The organism is Kosakonia arachidis, from assembly GCF_900116535.1.
In the GTDB taxonomy this organism is placed as follows: Bacteria; Pseudomonadota; Gammaproteobacteria; order Enterobacterales; family Enterobacteriaceae; genus Kosakonia; species Kosakonia arachidis.
Window position 1 is genome coordinate 936,069 of record NZ_FPAU01000001.1, and the last position, 16,141, is coordinate 952,209.

At 54.1% G+C, this 16,141-nt stretch carries 18 protein-coding genes and 1 pseudogene; 14 read left to right on the forward strand and 5 right to left on the reverse strand.

Annotation, left to right across the window (positions count from 1 at the left end):
- Positions 1–29 precede the first annotated feature (29 nt).
- Positions 30–284, reverse strand: a pseudogene (locus tag BM427_RS26295) (glutaredoxin); the annotation flags it as partial.
- A 45-nt stretch (positions 285–329) separates the two neighbouring features.
- The gene (mdtH, locus tag BM427_RS04515; RefSeq protein ID WP_090119596.1) at positions 330–1,538 is read right to left on the reverse strand and encodes a multidrug efflux MFS transporter MdtH; all 1,209 of its coding nucleotides are present in this window, start codon (positions 1,536–1,538) and stop codon (positions 330–332) included.
- 238 nt (positions 1,539–1,776) lie between these two features.
- Between mdtH and rimJ the strand changes: the two genes are divergently transcribed.
- The 4 genes from rimJ (at position 1,777) to murJ (ending at position 5,590) form a co-directional block, all read left to right on the forward strand.
- Entirely contained in the window at positions 1,777–2,361 is a 585-nt protein-coding gene (gene rimJ / locus BM427_RS04520) for a ribosomal protein S5-alanine N-acetyltransferase (RefSeq protein WP_090119597.1), read from the forward strand.
- Positions 2,362–2,370: 9 nt separating this feature from the next.
- Positions 2,371–3,021, forward strand: coding sequence for a YceH family protein (locus BM427_RS04525; RefSeq protein ID WP_090119599.1), 651 nt, complete (start codon positions 2,371–2,373; stop codon positions 3,019–3,021).
- A 2-nt stretch (positions 3,022–3,023) separates the two neighbouring features.
- On the forward strand, positions 3,024–3,947 hold the full coding sequence (locus BM427_RS04530) for a Gfo/Idh/MocA family protein (protein ID WP_090119601.1): 924 nt from the start codon (positions 3,024–3,026) through the stop codon (positions 3,945–3,947).
- A gap of 107 nt (positions 3,948–4,054) precedes the next feature.
- Entirely contained in the window at positions 4,055–5,590 is a 1,536-nt protein-coding gene (gene murJ / locus BM427_RS04535) for a murein biosynthesis integral membrane protein MurJ (protein WP_090119603.1), read from the forward strand.
- Positions 5,591–5,636: 46 nt separating this feature from the next.
- Here murJ and flgN read toward each other — a convergent pair whose 3' ends face one another.
- The 3 genes from flgN to flgA all read right to left on the reverse strand — a co-directional run bounded on the left by flgN (position 5,637) and on the right by flgA (position 7,102).
- Positions 5,637–6,050, reverse strand: coding sequence for a flagella biosynthesis chaperone FlgN (flgN, locus tag BM427_RS04540; RefSeq protein ID WP_090119605.1), 414 nt, complete (start codon positions 6,048–6,050; stop codon positions 5,637–5,639).
- Between the two features lie 4 nt (positions 6,051–6,054).
- Positions 6,055–6,348: a flagellar biosynthesis anti-sigma factor FlgM gene (gene flgM, locus BM427_RS04545; protein WP_090119606.1), complete on the reverse strand. Its 294-nt coding sequence runs from the start codon at positions 6,346–6,348 to the stop codon at positions 6,055–6,057.
- A gap of 94 nt (positions 6,349–6,442) precedes the next feature.
- Positions 6,443–7,102 (reverse strand): flagellar basal body P-ring formation chaperone FlgA, encoded by a 660-nt coding sequence (flgA, locus tag BM427_RS04550; RefSeq protein ID WP_090119609.1) that lies wholly within the window; start codon positions 7,100–7,102, stop codon positions 6,443–6,445.
- Between the two features lie 157 nt (positions 7,103–7,259).
- Between flgA and flgB the strand changes: the two genes are divergently transcribed.
- From flgB to flgK, 10 genes are all read left to right on the forward strand, one after another.
- Positions 7,260–7,676, forward strand: a complete 417-nt coding sequence (flgB, locus tag BM427_RS04555) for a flagellar basal body rod protein FlgB (RefSeq protein ID WP_090119611.1) — start codon at positions 7,260–7,262, stop codon at positions 7,674–7,676.
- A 4-nt stretch (positions 7,677–7,680) separates the two neighbouring features.
- A complete protein-coding gene (gene flgC, locus BM427_RS04560; protein WP_090119613.1) occupies positions 7,681–8,085 on the forward strand; it encodes a flagellar basal body rod protein FlgC in 405 nt (134 codons plus the stop codon).
- 11 nt (positions 8,086–8,096) lie between these two features.
- On the forward strand, positions 8,097–8,783 hold the full coding sequence (gene flgD / locus BM427_RS04565; RefSeq protein WP_090119615.1) for a flagellar hook assembly protein FlgD: 687 nt from the start codon (positions 8,097–8,099) through the stop codon (positions 8,781–8,783).
- Positions 8,784–8,809: 26 nt separating this feature from the next.
- On the forward strand, positions 8,810–10,018 hold the full coding sequence (gene flgE / locus BM427_RS04570; protein WP_090119617.1) for a flagellar hook protein FlgE: 1,209 nt from the start codon (positions 8,810–8,812) through the stop codon (positions 10,016–10,018).
- 20 nt (positions 10,019–10,038) lie between these two features.
- Positions 10,039–10,794, forward strand: a complete 756-nt coding sequence (locus BM427_RS04575; protein ID WP_090119619.1) for a flagellar basal body rod protein FlgF — start codon at positions 10,039–10,041, stop codon at positions 10,792–10,794.
- A gap of 15 nt (positions 10,795–10,809) precedes the next feature.
- Entirely contained in the window at positions 10,810–11,592 is a 783-nt protein-coding gene (flgG, locus tag BM427_RS04580) for a flagellar basal-body rod protein FlgG (protein WP_090119621.1), read from the forward strand.
- Between the two features lie 57 nt (positions 11,593–11,649).
- Positions 11,650–12,348, forward strand: coding sequence for a flagellar basal body L-ring protein FlgH (flgH, locus tag BM427_RS04585; RefSeq protein ID WP_064569036.1), 699 nt, complete (start codon positions 11,650–11,652; stop codon positions 12,346–12,348).
- 12 nt (positions 12,349–12,360) lie between these two features.
- Positions 12,361–13,455, forward strand: coding sequence for a flagellar basal body P-ring protein FlgI (locus BM427_RS04590; protein ID WP_090119623.1), 1,095 nt, complete (start codon positions 12,361–12,363; stop codon positions 13,453–13,455).
- Complete coding sequence (gene flgJ / locus BM427_RS04595) at positions 13,455–14,414, forward strand: flagellar assembly peptidoglycan hydrolase FlgJ (RefSeq protein ID WP_090119625.1); 960 nt, start codon at positions 13,455–13,457, stop codon at positions 14,412–14,414. The genes BM427_RS04590 and flgJ overlap by 1 nt, the downstream gene beginning before the upstream one ends.
- 75 nt (positions 14,415–14,489) lie before the next feature.
- The gene (flgK, locus tag BM427_RS04600; RefSeq protein WP_090119627.1) at positions 14,490–16,139 is read left to right on the forward strand and encodes a flagellar hook-associated protein FlgK; all 1,650 of its coding nucleotides are present in this window, start codon (positions 14,490–14,492) and stop codon (positions 16,137–16,139) included.
- Positions 16,140–16,141: the final 2 nt, after the last annotated feature.

A 16,141-nucleotide genomic window follows, 5' to 3' on the forward strand; every position in this document is an offset into this window, starting at 1 on the left:
TGAAAGTAGGTTAAGCTGAGTCTGCGTGGTCATAATATCGGCCAGGACGCCACCTGGCCTGGCCAGTTAATTCCGGCGATAAGAGTAAGGTTATACAGCGGCAGGAAAAGATGAATATCATCCCCGGAGCGCTCGCCGTTGACCGAATTCGATTTGGCAAGGTGTTTGTCAGCGCCCCGGGATCGTCGCAAATATTTTTCACCAGCCACGCTAGCGTGGCCAGGATATTCGTCGAAATTGTCGCTCGCCGCCTGTTTCTTCGCAACAAACCGGGCTTGTGTGCCTGCGGTATGGAAAGCTCGTCAAAGGCGGATTTCGCATGGCTCAAATCAGGCACCTGGTTCAAGCATCTGCGGACGAATACGCTTCTGTCCGAATTGCCACAGCAGCGCCATTGAGGTCATCAAACCGATCAGGCCGAGCATCATCCACGGCAATTCAGGCTGATTGAAGGTTTTGCCGACATCAAACAACCATCCACCGCCGGCGTAACCAAGCGCGCCGCCAAATGCCAGCCCCAGGCGACTGAAACCCATATAGCTGCCGCGCGCGCGGGCATCAGCTAACTGGGCACTTAAGGTTTCTCGTGCAGGTTCTGCAATAATTGAGCCGATATAGAACATGCAGATAAGCGTAAGTAGTTGCTGCAACGTCCCTACCATTCCGACCGGCAGCAGACTGAATGACATCACCAGCAGCCCGGCCATCAGACGATGTTCAAGACGAAAGCGTTTTTCGCTCCAGCGGGCGATAGGGTAGAGCAAGGTCAGCGACAAACAGGCTTCGATGGCGTACATCCACTTCACTGCTGACGGTGAACCGGCAATATCGTTGACCATGATCGGCAGCATCAGCATCACCTGTACCGCCAGCATATAATAGCCGGTCAACGTCAGTACGTAGGTGACAAACCGTTTGTCGCGCAGCACACGTGTCAGCCCTTCGCGCACAGGGGCTTTTACCGTAGAGAGTTTCCACGCCGGTAACAGCCAGGCGTTGAACGCGGCGCAGAGCACAAACATTAGCGCACCGGCGGCACACACCAGACGAAAGTCATATTGCAATAGCCAGCTACCGAGCAATGCGCCGACAACCGCGCCAGCGCTGTCCTGCATCATCAAGATAGAGAAAAAGCGACTGCGCTGGTTTGAGCGCACCAGTTTGACTACCAGCGCGGAGCGCGGTGGATCGAACAGCGTACCGCCCAACCCCGAAAGAATGCAGGAGAGCCACAGTAGCCAGGGTTCATGTGCCATGCCCATGGCGATGAAACCGCCCGCGCGCATCAACATGCCGGTGACGATCAGCGGTTTTGCACCAAAACGGTCGGCAATTGCGCCGCCGAAAATGCCCAAACCCTGTTGAATAAATTGTCGCAGGCCGAGTGCAATACCGACCATCAAAGCCGCCCAGCCGAGCTGATCAACAAAACGAATAGAAATGAGTGGGAAGACAACGAAAAAACCGAGTACCACTAGCATATTATCGACAAGCAGGAAATATTTACCCAGGCTCCTTGCCTGCGATATGCGCGACATTTCCCCTCCGGGGAATTAAGAAAGATAAGACATTCTTATTCTGCGTGTTCACCCGGTCTTTTCCCAGATTCGTGGTGACAATATTTTTTTATCAAAAACCGGCTTTGATTCAGAGTTTTCATCGAAAATGGTTCGCAAAGTGGAAAATGCCATGTTGCTGTTTTCACAGAGTGGCTGCGCAAATGTATAGTAAAGGTGAGGGGTTAAAAGTGTGGTGAAATGGAAGGAGTGGTAATGCATGTTTGGCTACCGCAGTAACGTGCCGAAAGTACGCTTAATCACAGACAGATTAGTGGTTCGTCTGGTGCATGAGCGCGATGCCTGGCGCCTGGCGGATTATTACGCCGAAAATCGGCAATTTCTAAAGCCCTGGGAGCCCGTACGTGATGAAAGTCATTGCTATCCTTCCGGCTGGCAGGCTCGTCTTGGCATGATCAATGAATTTCATAAGCAGGGATCGGCATTCTATTTCGCGCTGCTCGATCCGGAGGAAAAAGAGATCGTCGGAGTGGCGAATTTTTCCAATGTGGTACGCGGTTCGTTTCATGCTTGTTACCTTGGCTACTCCATCGGACAAAAATGGCAGGGGCAAGGGCTGATGTTTGAAGCACTGACGGCGGCGATCCGTTACATGCAGCGCACGCAACATATGCACCGCATCATGGCAAATTACATGCCGCATAATAAACGTAGCGGCGATTTGCTGGCGAGGCTGGGCTTCGAGAAAGAGGGTTACGCCAAATTGTATTTGCTGATCGACGGGCAGTGGCGCGATCACGTACTTACTGCGCTCACTGCGCAAGAATGGACCCCGGGTCGCTAAGGAGCAACAATGAAGTATCAACTCTCAGCGGTTGAGGCGCGAGTTATCGGCTGCCTGCTGGAAAAGCAGATCACCACGCCGGAACAATATCCGCTGTCGATCAACGGTGTGGTTACCGCCAGTAATCAGAAGACCAATCGTGAACCCGTCATGAACCTCAGCGAACATGAGGTACAGGTTGTGCTGGATGAACTGGTGAAGCGGCACTATCTGCGCACCGTCAGCGGTTTTGGCAATCGAGTAACGAAATACGAGCAGCGTTTTTGCAACTCCGAATTTGGCGACCTGAAACTCAATCCGGCAGAAGTGGCGCTCATCACCACGCTGCTGTTGCGCGGGCCGCAAACGCCGGGGGAACTGCGTGGCCGTGCGGAACGCATGCATCGCTTTAATGATATGGCGGAAGTGGAAACGGCGCTGGAACGACTGGCGACACGGGAAGAGGGCCCGTATGTCGTGCGGCTTCCCAGAGAGCCCGGCAAACGCGAAAGCCGCTATATGCACCTGTTCAGTGGCGACGTACAGATTCTGGAGAATATGACTGAGGCGGTCACCCCCCCTCCCGAAGAATCGCTGGTGGCGCGCGTTGAGGCGCTGGAAGAGGAAGTGGCAGAGCTGAAACAGCGTCTGGATTCGCTGCTCGCACATTTAGGAGATTAGGCGTGACGAAACTACGTATTGGCGTGGTCGGCCTTGGCGGCATTGCGCAAAAAGCCTGGCTGCCAGTTGTAGGTGCTGCGACCGACTGGACGCTAGCCGCGGCCTGGTCGCCGACCCGGGAAAAAGCCCTGCGGGTATGCGAAACCTGGCGCATTCCGTATGCTGATTCGCTGGCGGCATTAGCCGCCCAGTGTGATGCGGTTTTCGTCCATACGTCGACGGCTTCGCACTACAGCGTGGTCAGCGAGTTACTGAACCTTGGTGTGCATGTTTGCGTCGATAAACCGCTGGCCGAAAACCTCCAGGATGCTGAGCGGCTTATCGAACTGGCCGCGCGGAAAAAGCTGACGCTGATGGTCGGTTTTAACCGCCGCTTCTCGCCGCTATATCGCGAACTGAAACAGCAGATGTCGCAGGCGGCGTCACTGCGGATGGATAAACACCGCACCGACAGTGTGGGGCCGCAGGATTTACGATTCACGCTGCTCGACGATTATCTGCATGTGGTGGATACCGCATTGTGGCTGGCGGGGGGTACGGCGGCATTACAAAGCGGTACGTTGCTCACAGATGATGACGGCGCAATGGTTTATGCCGAACACCACTTCTCACTGGATCACCTGCAAATCACCACCAGTATGCACCGGCGGGCGGGAAGCCAGCGTGAGTGGATTCAGGCCGTTACTGATGGTGCGCTGGTGGATATCACCGATATGCGTGAATGGCGTGAAGAGCGCGGGCAGGGCATCGTGGCGCGTCCGGTTGCTGGCTGGCAGAGCGTGCTGGAACAGCGTGGTTTTGCCGGTTGTGCGCGCCATTTTATTGAATGTGTGCAAAATCAGACGGTTCCGGAAACGGCGGGCGAAGAGGCCATACTGGCCCAACGCGTAGTAGAAAAGCTCTGGCGTGAGGCGATGAGTGAATAACCGCCTGTAACATCTGGTGATAGTAATTCGCCTTTTTCCCTGTAGACTATGCGCTTCGCTGTATACCAACGCCTGCATTGCAGGCGTTGTGCCTTATGGAATCCAGAATGAATCTACTAAAATCGCTGGCGGCCGTCAGCTCAATGACGATGTTTTCTCGCGTGCTGGGTTTTGCGCGTGACGCTATTGTGGCAAGGGTTTTTGGCGCGGGTATGGCAACCGACGCCTTCTTTGTGGCTTTTAAACTGCCAAATTTGTTGCGACGTATCTTTGCTGAGGGGGCATTTTCTCAGGCATTTGTTCCTATTCTTGCTGAGTACAAAAGCAAGCAGGGCGAGGATGCGACGCGCGTCTTTGTGGCGTATGTCTCGGGGTTGCTGACGCTGGCGCTGGCGCTGGTGACTGTTGCCGGGATGCTGGCGGCACCGTGGGTGATTCTGGTCACTGCGCCTGGTTTTGCCGATACCGTGGATAAATTCAATCTCACCTCACAGCTACTGCGCATTACCTTTCCTTATATTCTGCTGATCTCGCTGGCGTCACTGGTGGGCGCTATTCTCAATACCTGGAACCGTTTCTCGGTGCCGGCATTTGCGCCGACATTTCTCAATATCAGCATGATCGGCTTTGCACTGTTTGCTGCGCCGTACTTCCATCCGCCAGTGCTGGCGCTGGCATGGGCGGTGACGGTGGGCGGCGTGCTGCAACTGGTTTATCAACTGCCGCATCTGAAGAAGATTGGCATGCTGGTCTTACCGCGCGTAAGTTTTCACAATGCCGGGGCCATTCGCGTTGTGAAGCAGATGGGGCCAGCCATTCTTGGGGTGTCGGTCAGCCAGATTTCGTTAATCATTAATACGATTTTCGCCTCGTTTTTGGTCTCCGGTTCGGTATCGTGGATGTATTACGCTGACCGATTGATGGAGTTTCCGTCTGGTGTGCTGGGCGTGGCGTTGGGGACGATTTTGCTGCCTTCATTGGCGAAAAGTTTTGCCAGCGGCAATCATGATGAGTACTGCCGTCTGATGGACTGGGGGCTGCGCTTGTGCTTCCTGCTGGCGCTACCGAGCGCAGTGGCGTTGGGTATTCTGGCAAAACCGTTGACCATCTCGCTGTTTCAGTACGGTAAATTCACTGCCTTTGACGCGCTGATGACCCAGCGGGCATTAATTGCTTATTCCGTCGGCTTAATGGGCCTGATTGTTGTGAAGGTGCTGGCGCCGGGCTTTTATTCGCGGCAGAACATTAAAACGCCGGTGAAGATTGCCATTGTCACTCTGCTGATGACGCAGTTGATGAACCTTGCTTTTATTGGTCCGCTGAAACATGCCGGGCTATCACTGTCGATCGGTCTGGCGGCCTGTCTTAACGCCGGTCTGCTTTACTGGCAGTTGCGTAAACAAGATATTTTCACGCCGCAGCCAGGCTGGAAAAGCTTTCTGCTGCGTCTGGTCATCGCTGTGCTGGTGATGGCGGCGGCGCTGGTAGGCATACTCTATGTCATGCCGGAATGGTCGCAGGGTACGATGCCATATCGCTTGTTACGTTTGATGGCTGTCGTGGGAGTAGGCGTGGTTGCTTACTTCGCCACGCTGGTGCTACTGGGTTTTAAACTGAAAGAGTTTGCTCGCCGGGTGGCATAAACAATTTGGCCAGGGGGAACCACCTGGCCAAAAAAATGTTTGTCGATTAAATCGAGATTTTTTTGCCGCCGCGGTTAGCGGAAGCGGTTTGACCGTTGGCGCCGTACAACGTTGGTTCCTGATGAGGCTTCAGTACATCCAACGCCTGCTGATTACGCTCAATTTGCCCTTCCAGCAGCCATCCATTGTGCTGGTTAAGGTTGCGCAAATGCTGTGTTTTCTGCGTAATAATTTGCCAGCGATCGGCAATATCGTCGTCAGCGCTGTGCTGCGTCGAACGACGCTGTTGCTCCAGGTAATCCAGCGTTGCGAGCAAGGAACTTTTTTCTTCCGTAATACGCTGTAACGTACTGCCATTCACATGGCCCACGGAAAGTTGCTTTTGCTCAGCATCCATCACGTCTTTCAGAGCGCTCAGGATAACTGTCATCTGATCAAGAATGTCTGACAGTCGATTCATTCTGTTATTTACTCTGTAAGTAACTCTGCGCTTCGTTAATCAGGGCATCGGCAATCTTGCCGGTATCCATTTTCAGTTCACCATTACGAATCGCGGTTTTCAATTGTTCAACGCGTTCCGTATTGATGTCATTCGCGCTCGCCTGCATCAGCTTCGCCTGAGCGCCACTGATAGTGACGCTGGTGCTGTTCGCCGTCGCAGCTTTTTCCAGACGCGCTTTCTGCGACTGGGCGTCGTTGGTTTCACGCTGTTGAACAGTGTTAACCGGCTTCAGAGGCGATGTACGATCAATGCTCATAGTGTTGTCCTCATCGAGGTGTCCTGGCGTTTCGGGCCTGATATCTTTAGTCGTTGCTTAATTATCGGCAGGCAACATAAATTCTTTAAAAAGATTATAGGTTAATCAGAATATTCCCATCAGTGCTCACCGTACCGCTGACAATCTGGCCTGAAGACATACGCACGCGGGCATTTTGCGCCACGGCGGCATTATCCAGCGCTTGCCCTTCGCCGTTCACACTAAAGCCCTCTCCCGATGCCACAACCTGTACCCGCTGTCCCGCTTTTACCCGCCATGCCTGACGCAGCATTGAGAGCTGAATCGGCTGCCCGGGTAGGAGATCGCGCAGGCTGATCGCATCCTGCGCCTGATTAATATCCAGCATTGTGCGCGGCGGCAATTGATCGAGACGACCGCGTTTTAATGTCACGCTGCCGGGTTGCAGCGTGCTGCCACGCGCAACAGCTTGCGCCGCCACCACATAATTGCCTGTCGCCTGCACGTTGACCTGCAAAAAGCGCTTAGCCCCCGCGCAGTTCGCGACAACGTTTACGTTTCCCCATAGCTTTGCGCCACCGACTACGCTCAGTGCGGGCTGATCGCAGGCGGGCAACATGTTCTGCGGAGTCCGTATATTTACCACTACCTCGTCACTAAAGCCAGCAAGGCGCTGAGCAAAAAATGACGTGAGCTGAGCTTGCAAATCGCTCGCTTGTGTCAGCGGACTCAAAAACAGTAAGGTCGCGGCTAAACCGCTTTTCAACGTATTCATCGCAGGCTCCTGCCTGTTGATGGGATGCAGAGATTTTAACTGCATGGCAAATGTATCAACGCAATAAATAGCGACGCATTTTGCCCTTATTCCGGCGATAAGTTTGCCTGAGGAGATTTAAGCTGTTGGCTAAATAATTGTCATCAGTGGGGGAGCTATGCTCGATAAACTTGATGCCGCGCTGCGTTTTCAACAAGAAGCGCTGAACCTGAGCGCCCAGCGCCAGGAGATTCTGGCGGCAAACATTGCCAACGCCGATACCCCTGGGTTTCAGGCGCGTGATATTGATTTCTCCAGCGAATTAAAAAAAGTCATGGAGCGCGGGCGTGCTGAAAACAGCGGTGTTGCGCTGACGCTGACATCTTCCCGCCATATTCCGGCGCAAAACATCTCCGCGCCGTCCGCCGATCTGCTGTACCGCATTCCTGATCAGCCTTCACTCGACGGTAACACCGTGGACATGGATCGCGAACGTACGCAATTCGCTGACAACAGCGTGAAATACCAGACCGGCTTGACCGTGCTGGGCGGGCAGATCAAAAGCATGATGAGCGTTCTGCAACAGGGGAACTAAGTAAATGGCATTACTGAATATCTTTGATGTCGCCGGTTCTGCGCTCACCGCGCAATCAAAACGTCTGAACGTTGCCGCCAGTAACCTGGCCAATGCCGATAGCGTAACCGGGCCAGACGGGCAACCCTACCGTGCTAAACAGGTTGTCTTCCAGGTTGACGCTGCCCCGGGTCAGGCGACCGGCGGCGTGAAAGTATCAGATGTGGTCGAAAGTCAGGCACCGGACAAACTGGTCTATGAACCAGGCAATCCGCTGGCTGACGCCAATGGCTACGTCAAAATGCCGAACGTTGATGTGGTCGGTGAGATGGTGAATACCATGTCCGCTTCACGCAGCTATCAGGCAAACGTCGAAGTGCTTAACACCGTTAAGAGCATGATGCTCAAAACGCTCACCCTTGGCCAGTAAAGGAGACACGCATGTCTATTGCCGTGAACATTAATGACCCCACTGCTAACAGTAGTGTCTCATCAACCAACAATAGTGGTACGTCCGCCACAGGCACTAACAGCGCTTCTGACCTACAGAGTAGCTTTCTGACGCTGCTGGTCGCACAGCTGAAAAACCAGGACCCGACCAACCCGCTGCAAAACAACGAGCTAACCTCGCAACTGGCACAAATTAGTACCCTCAGCGGGATTGAAAAACTAAACACCACGCTGGGTTCGATTTCCGGGCAGATTGATAACAGCCAGTCATTGCAGGCATCTAGCCTGATTGGTCACGGCGTTATGATCCCTGGGCAGACGGTGCTGGTAGGCAGCGGAACCTCCACGCCGTTTGGTGTTGAGCTGACGCAGGCCGCCGACAAAGTCACCGCTACCGTCACGAGCAAAGACGGCACTGTGGTGCGCACGATTGACATCGGTTCGCTGTCGGCTGGCGTTCATACCTTTAGCTGGGATGGCAAGCTGAGCGATGGGACGGCAGCGCCGGATGGCTCTTATAAAGTTTCCATCTCCGCGAGCACCGGCTCAACGCAATTGGTTGCGCAACCGCTGCAATTTGCCATGGTACAGGGCGTTACGCTCAACTCCAGCGGCAATGCTTTAGATTTGGGTACCTACGGTACAACCACACTCGACGAAGTACGGCAGATTATCTAAGCCTTAACACTTATCAGGAGTAAGTCATGGCCTTTTCACAAGCGGTCAGCGGCCTGAATGCTGCGGCCACCAACCTCGATGTCATTGGTAACAACATCGCCAACTCCGCCACATATGGCTTTAAATCCGGGACTGCGTCTTTTGCCGATATGTTTGCCGGTTCTAAAGTCGGTCTGGGTGTTAAGGTGGCCGGGATTACCCAGGATTTTAACGACGGTACGACTACCAACACTGGTCGCGGTCTTGATGTCGCGCTGAGCGGCAACGGTTTCTTCCGTCTGGTTGACAGCAACGGTTCTGTTTATTACAGCCGTAACGGCCAGCTCAAACTGGACGAGAACCGTAACCTGGTGAACATGCAAGGCATGCAAGTCACCGGTTATCCGGCAACGGGGACACCGCCAACGATTCAGACCGGTGCGAACCCGCAGGGCATTACTATTCCAAACACCCTGATGGCGGCGAAAACCACCACCACGGCAACAATGCAGATCAACCTGAACTCCACGGATCCTGTTCCGTCAGTGACCACGTTTGATCCGACGAATGCGGATAGCTACAACAAAAAAGGCTCTGTTACCGTTTACGACAGCCAGGGTAACGCGCATGACATGAACGTCTTCTTCGTGAAAAGCTCCACGGCGAACACCTGGAGTGTTTACACACAGGACAGTAGCGTAAGTGGCAACGCTGCGACGTTGGCTAGCACGATGGTGTTTGATGCGAATGGCACTCTGACCAGCGGCACTACGGCGAATATCACCACCGGTACCGTTAACGGCGCAACCCCGGCGACATTCTCCCTGAGCTTTCTGAACTCCATGCAGCAAAACACCGGTGCCAACAACATCGTTGCGACCACCCAGAATGGTTACAAACCGGGTGACCTGGTGAGCTACCAGATTAACGATGACGGTACCGTTGTAGGTAACTACTCCAACGAACAGAATCAGCTGTTGGGTCAGATTGTGCTGGCAAACTTCGCCAACAACGAAGGTTTGAAGTCCGAAGGCGACAACGTCTGGTCTGCTACGGCTTCTTCCGGTGTGGCGCTACTCGGTACAGCAAACACCGGTAACTTCGGTACTCTGACCAGCGGAGCGCTGGAAGCTTCTAACGTGGATCTGAGTAAAGAACTGGTGAATATGATCGTCGCGCAGCGTAACTATCAGTCAAACGCGCAGACGATCAAAACCCAGGACCAGATCCTTAACACGCTGGTTAACCTGCGTTAATCGTCTGACGGGATGGCTTAATGGATCACGCAATATACACCGCCATGGGCGCGGCCAGCCAGACGCTGAATCAGCAGGCTGTCACGGCCAGCAACCTCGCGAATGCGTCCACGCCGGGTTTCCGTGCACAACTTAATGCGCTGCGCGCGGTACCGGTAGAAGGGCTTTCGCTACCTACCCGTACGCTGGTGATCGAGTCGACACCTGGCGCCGATATGACACCAGGCCAACTGGATTATACTTCGCGTCCGCTGGACGTGGCGTTACAGCAGGACGGTTGGCTGGCAGTACAGACGGCGAACGGTTCTGAAGGGTATACCCGTAACGGTAACATCCAGGTGAGCTCGACCGGCCAGTTGACGATCCAGGGTCATCCGGTGATGGGTGATGCCGGGCCGTTGACTGTTCCTGAAGGCTCGCAAATAACGATTGCGGCTGATGGTACGATCTCCTCGCTAAACCCGGGTGATCCGGCTAATACCATTGCTCCGGTTGGCAAACTGAAATTGGTGAAAGCCAACCCGCAAGAAGTGCAGCGCGGCGATGACGGCATTTTCCGTCTGACCCAGGCCGCACAAGCGACGCGTGGCACGACGTTGCAGGACGATCCGAGCGTACGCGTCATGTCCGGGGTGCTGGAAGGCAGTAACGTTAAACCGGTGGCGGCCATGACCGACATGATCGCCAGCGCGCGTCGTTTCGAGATGCAGATGAAGGTGATCTCCAGCGTCGATGATAACGCGCAACGTGCCAACCAGTTGCTGTCAATGGGCTAATAAACAGGACTACATATGATCAGTTCATTATGGATCGCAAAAACTGGCCTTGATGCCCAGCAAACCAATATGGATGTCATCGCCAACAACCTGGCGAACGTCAGTACCAATGGTTTTAAGCGTCAGCGTGCAGTATTTGAAGATTTGCTGTACCAGACGATTCGTCAGCCCGGTGCGCAGTCTTCTGCGCAGACTTCTCTGCCTTCTGGTTTGCAGATTGGTACCGGCGTGCGCCCGGTTGCCACTGAACGTTTGCATAGCCAGGGCAACTTGTCTCAGACCAATAACAGTAAAGATGTGGCGATTAAAGGGCAGGGCTTCTTTGAAGTGGCACTGCCGGATGGCACTTCCGCCTATACGCGCGACGGTTCCTTCCAGGTCGACCAGAATGGTCAGTTGGTAACGGCTAGCGGCTACCAGATTCAACCTGCTATCACCATTCCGGCAAACGCACTGAGCATCACCATTGGTAGCGATGGTGTGGTGAGTGTGACCCAGCAGGGGACGCCTGCACCCGTTCAGGTTGGCCAGTTAAACCTGACCACTTTTATGAATGACACCGGTCTGGAAAGCATCGGTGAAAACCTCTACACCGAAACGCAGGCCTCCGGCGCACCAAACGCCACTACGCCTGGGTTGAACGGCGCGGGTCTGCTGTATCAGGGGTATGTGGAAACCTCAAACGTAAACGTGGCGGAAGAGCTGGTGAATATGATCCAGGTTCAGCGCGCTTACGAAATTAATAGTAAGGCAGTATCGACCACCGATCAGATGCTGCAGAAACTGACGCAACTCTAAGGCGTTTTCCGGCGCGGTAAGCGCCGCGCCGGAACCCTGATTTTGAAGATGAATGCAATGCAAAAATACGCCGTGCGCAGCTACCCGATTATGGCTTTAGTCGCATTAACCCTGACAGGATGTGCCTGGGTTCCGTCTACACCGTTAGTGCAGGGGGCGACCACCGCCCAGCCCATTCCGGGGCCGGTACCGATGGTGAATGGTTCGATTTATCAGACTGCACAGCCAATTAACTATGGCTATCAGCCGCTGTTTGAAGACCGTCGCCCGCGTAACGTTGGTGACACGCTGACTATCGTGCTGCAAGAGAACGTGAGTGCCAGCAAAAGCTCGTCAGCGAATGCCAGCCGCGATGGCAAATCCAGCTTTGGCATGGATACCACGCCGCGTTATCTCGAAGGGCTGTTCGGCAACTCCCGAGCCGATCTGAGTTCTTCCGGTAGCAATACCTTTAACGGCAAAGGCGGCGCAAATGCCAGTAACACATTTAGCGGCACGCTGACCGTCACGGTCGATCAAGTGCTGATCAATGGCAATTTACATGTAGTGGGTGAAAAACAGATCGCCATTAACCAGGGCACAGAGTTCATCCGCTTTTCAGGTGTCGTAAACCCGCGCACCATCAGCGGCAGCAACACAGTTCCGTCCACACAGGTGGCGGACGCGCGTATCGAGTATGTGGGCAATGGCTACATCAACGAAGCGCAGAATATGGGCTGGCTGCAACGCTTCTTCCTCAACTTATCGCCGATGTAACCGGGGTGAATTATGTTTAGATATCTGGCAATGGCGTTGGTACTGGTGGCATCTATTGCCCATGCCGATCGCATCCGGGACCTCACCAGTGTACAGGGCGTACGAGAAAACTCCTTGATCGGCTATGGCCTGGTCGTTGGCCTTGATGGCACCGGTGACCAGACCACGCAGACCCCCTTTACCACGCAGACACTGAATAACATGTTGTCGCAGATGGGGATTACGGTGCCGACCGGCACCAACATGCAGCTGAAAAACGTCGCGGCCGTTATGGTCACGGCGCAGTTCCCGGCATTCGCCCGCCAGGGGCAAACCATTGATGTGGTGGTCTCCTCAATGGGTAACGCTAAAAGTCTGCGCGGCGGCACGCTGCTGATGACCCCTCTGAAAGGGGTCGACAGCCAGGTGTATGCGCTGGCGCAGGGGAATATTCTGGTTGGCGGCGCTGGTGCGTCAGCAGGCGGCAGTAGTGTTCAGGTGAACCAGCTTAACGGTGGACGTATTACCAACGGCGCGGTGATCGAGCGTGAGTTGCCGACGCAGTTCGGCGCAGGGAATACCATCAACCTGCAACTGAACCAGGAAGATTTCTCTATGGCGCAGCAGATTGCCGACACCATTAACCGCAGCCGTGGTTATGGCAGTGCAACGGCGCTTGACGCCCGTACCGTACAAATCCGCGTTTCCACTGGCGGCAGTTCGCAGGTCCGTCTGCTGGCCGATATTCAGAATCTTGAAATTGGCGCTACCCAGCAGGATGCGAAAGTGATCATCAACTCGCGCACCGGCTCGGTAGTGATGAACCGTGAAGTGTCGCTGGATAACTGTGCTGTCGCGCAGGGAAATCTCTCTGTCACGGTCAACCAGCAGGCGAATGTCAGCCAGCCGAATACACCGTTTGGCGGTGGTCAGACAGTCGTGACGCCACAGACGCAGATCGATTTGCGCCAGAGCGGTGGCTCGCTGCAAAGCGTTCGCGCCAGCGCCAATCTGAATAGCGTCGTGCGCGCACTTAACGCACTGGGTGCTTCGCCGATGGAACTGATGTCTATCCTGCAGGCCATGCAAAGTGCAGGTTGCCTGCGCGCGAAACTGGAGATCATCTAATGCTGACAGACAGCCGGTTGTTGTCGAGCGCGGCCTGGGACGCGCAATCACTGAACGAACTGAAAACCGAGACCCGGCAGGATCCGCAGACCAATTTGCGCCCCGTTGCCCGTCAGGTTGAGGGTATGTTCGTGCAGATGATGCTGAAAAGCATGCGTGAAACATTGCCGAAAGATGGCATTTTCAGCAGTGACTCAACCCGGCTGTACACCAGCATGTATGACCAACAAATTGCCCAGCAGATGACGGCCGGTAAAGGCCTGGGACTGGCAGATATGATGGTCAAACAGATGGCTGCTCAGCAGGGAACTGCTGAGCCTGCAGAACAATCAGCACAGCAGGTACCGATGAAATTCCCGCTGGAAACGGTCACCACATATCAGAACCAGGCGCTGACGCAACTGGTACGTAAAGCGATGCCAAAAGCGCCGGAAAGTAGCGATGAACCGCTTTCCGGCGACAGCAAAGACTTCCTGGCGCAATTATCGCTTCCTGCCCGTCTGGCGAGTGAACAGAGTGGGGTTCCGCATCACCTCATCCTGGCGCAGGCGGCGCTGGAATCTGGCTGGGGTCAACGGCAGATCCCGCGTGAAAACGGCGAGCCGAGCTTTAATATTTTTGGCGTTAAAGCCACGCCAGGCTGGAAAGGGCCGACCACGGAAGTTACTACCACCGAATATGAAAACGGTGAAGCGGTGAAAGTGAAAGCCAAATTCCGCGTTTACAGCTCATACCTTGAAGCGCTCTCCGACTATGTCGGTATGCTGACGCGTAATAAACGCTACGCGGCGGTCACCACTGCCGCAACGCCAGAACAGGGTGCGCAGGCGCTGCAAAATGCCGGCTATGCCACCGATCCTAACTATGCTCGCAAACTGACATCCATGATTCAGCAGTTGAAATCGATGGGTGAAAAGGTCAGCAAAGCGTATAGCACTGACATCCAAAATCTGTTCTGAAAAGTCTCAAGTTTCACCCTCGGTTGCCGATAATCGTCAACAGGACTCATGACTGAATGTATATAAGGAACCTCCATGTCCAGTTTGATTAATAGCGCCATGAGTGGGCTCAGCGCAGCCCAGGCCGCGCTTAATACTACCAGTAATAACATTTCCAGTTATAACGTGGCGGGCTACACTCGCCAGACGACGGTGCTTTCAGCGGCGAAAAGTACGCTGGGCGCAGGCGGCTATATTGGTAATGGCGTGACCGTTACTGGCGTTCAGCGTGAGTATGATGCTTTTATCACCAACCAGTTGCGTGCGGCACAAAACCAGAGTAGTGGGCTGACGACGCGTTATGAGCAGATGTCGAAAATCGACGATGTGTTCTCAAGCACCACCAATTCACTGGCGACCAGCATGCAGGATTTCTTCTCAAGCTTGCAAACGCTGGTCAGCAACTCTGAAGATCCGGCGGCACGTCAGGCGCTGTTGGGCAAAGCTGGCAGCATGGTTAACCAGTTCAAAGTGGCTGATCAGTATCTGCGCGATCAGGACAAACAGGTTAACCTGTCTATCTCATCAAGCGTTGATCAGATCAACAACTACACTCAGCAGATTGCCTCGCTGAACGACCAGATTTCCCGTCTTACCGGTGTTGGTGCTGGTGCGTCGCCGAATGACTTACTCGATCAACGCGACCAACTGGTTAGCGAACTGAATAAAATCGTTGGTGTGGAAGTTAGCGTACAGGATGGTAATACCTACAACCTGACGATGGCGAACGGTTATACGCTGGTGCAGGGCAGTAGCTCTCGCCAACTGGCGGCAGTCGCTTCGAGCGCCGATCCATCACGTACAACAGTGGCGTATGTTGATAACACCGCTGGCAATATCGAAATTCCGGAAAAACTGATCACCACTGGCTCGCTGGGTGGTCTGCTGGCTTTCCGTTCACAAGATCTGGATCAGACACGTAACACATTGGGCCAACTGGCGCTGTCATTTGCCGATTCATTTAACCAACAGCATACGCAGGGTTATGATGCGAACGGCGCACAGGGTACTGATTTCTTTACTATTGGTTCCCCAACAACGCTGAACAACTCGAAAAATACCGGTGGTGCTACGTTGACGGCAGCCGTGAGCGACAGCTCTGCGGTACAGGCGACCGATTACAAAGTAGTTTACGATGGCACAAACTGGAATGTCACCCGCTTGTCCAACAATACCTCGATCACGGTGACACCAAACCCGACTGACGGTACGCTGAACTTTGACGGTTTGAAAATTACCGTCGGTGGTACGAGCGGGCCGGGCACCAATGACAGTTTTACCGTTAAACCGGTAAGCAATGCGGTTGTCAATATGAGCGTGGCAGTGACTGACGAGTCGAAGATCGCTATGGCGCAAGCCGCCAATGACGGTGCGAGCGATAACCGTAACGGCCAGGCGATGCTGGATCTTCAAAAGGCGACGAAAGTCGGCGGCAACAAAACGTTCAACGATGCGTATGCGACGCTGGTCAGCGACATAGGTAACAAAACGTCTACGCTGAAAACCAGCAGCACTACGCAGGGCAACGTTGTGACACAGCTCAGTAACCAGCAACAGTCTATCTCCGGGGTTAACCTCGATGAAGAGTACGGCAACCTGCAACGTTATCAGCAATATTATCTGGCTAACGCCCAGGTTCTGCAGACCGCAAGCACGCTGTTTAATGCGCTGCTGGAAATTCGCTAAGT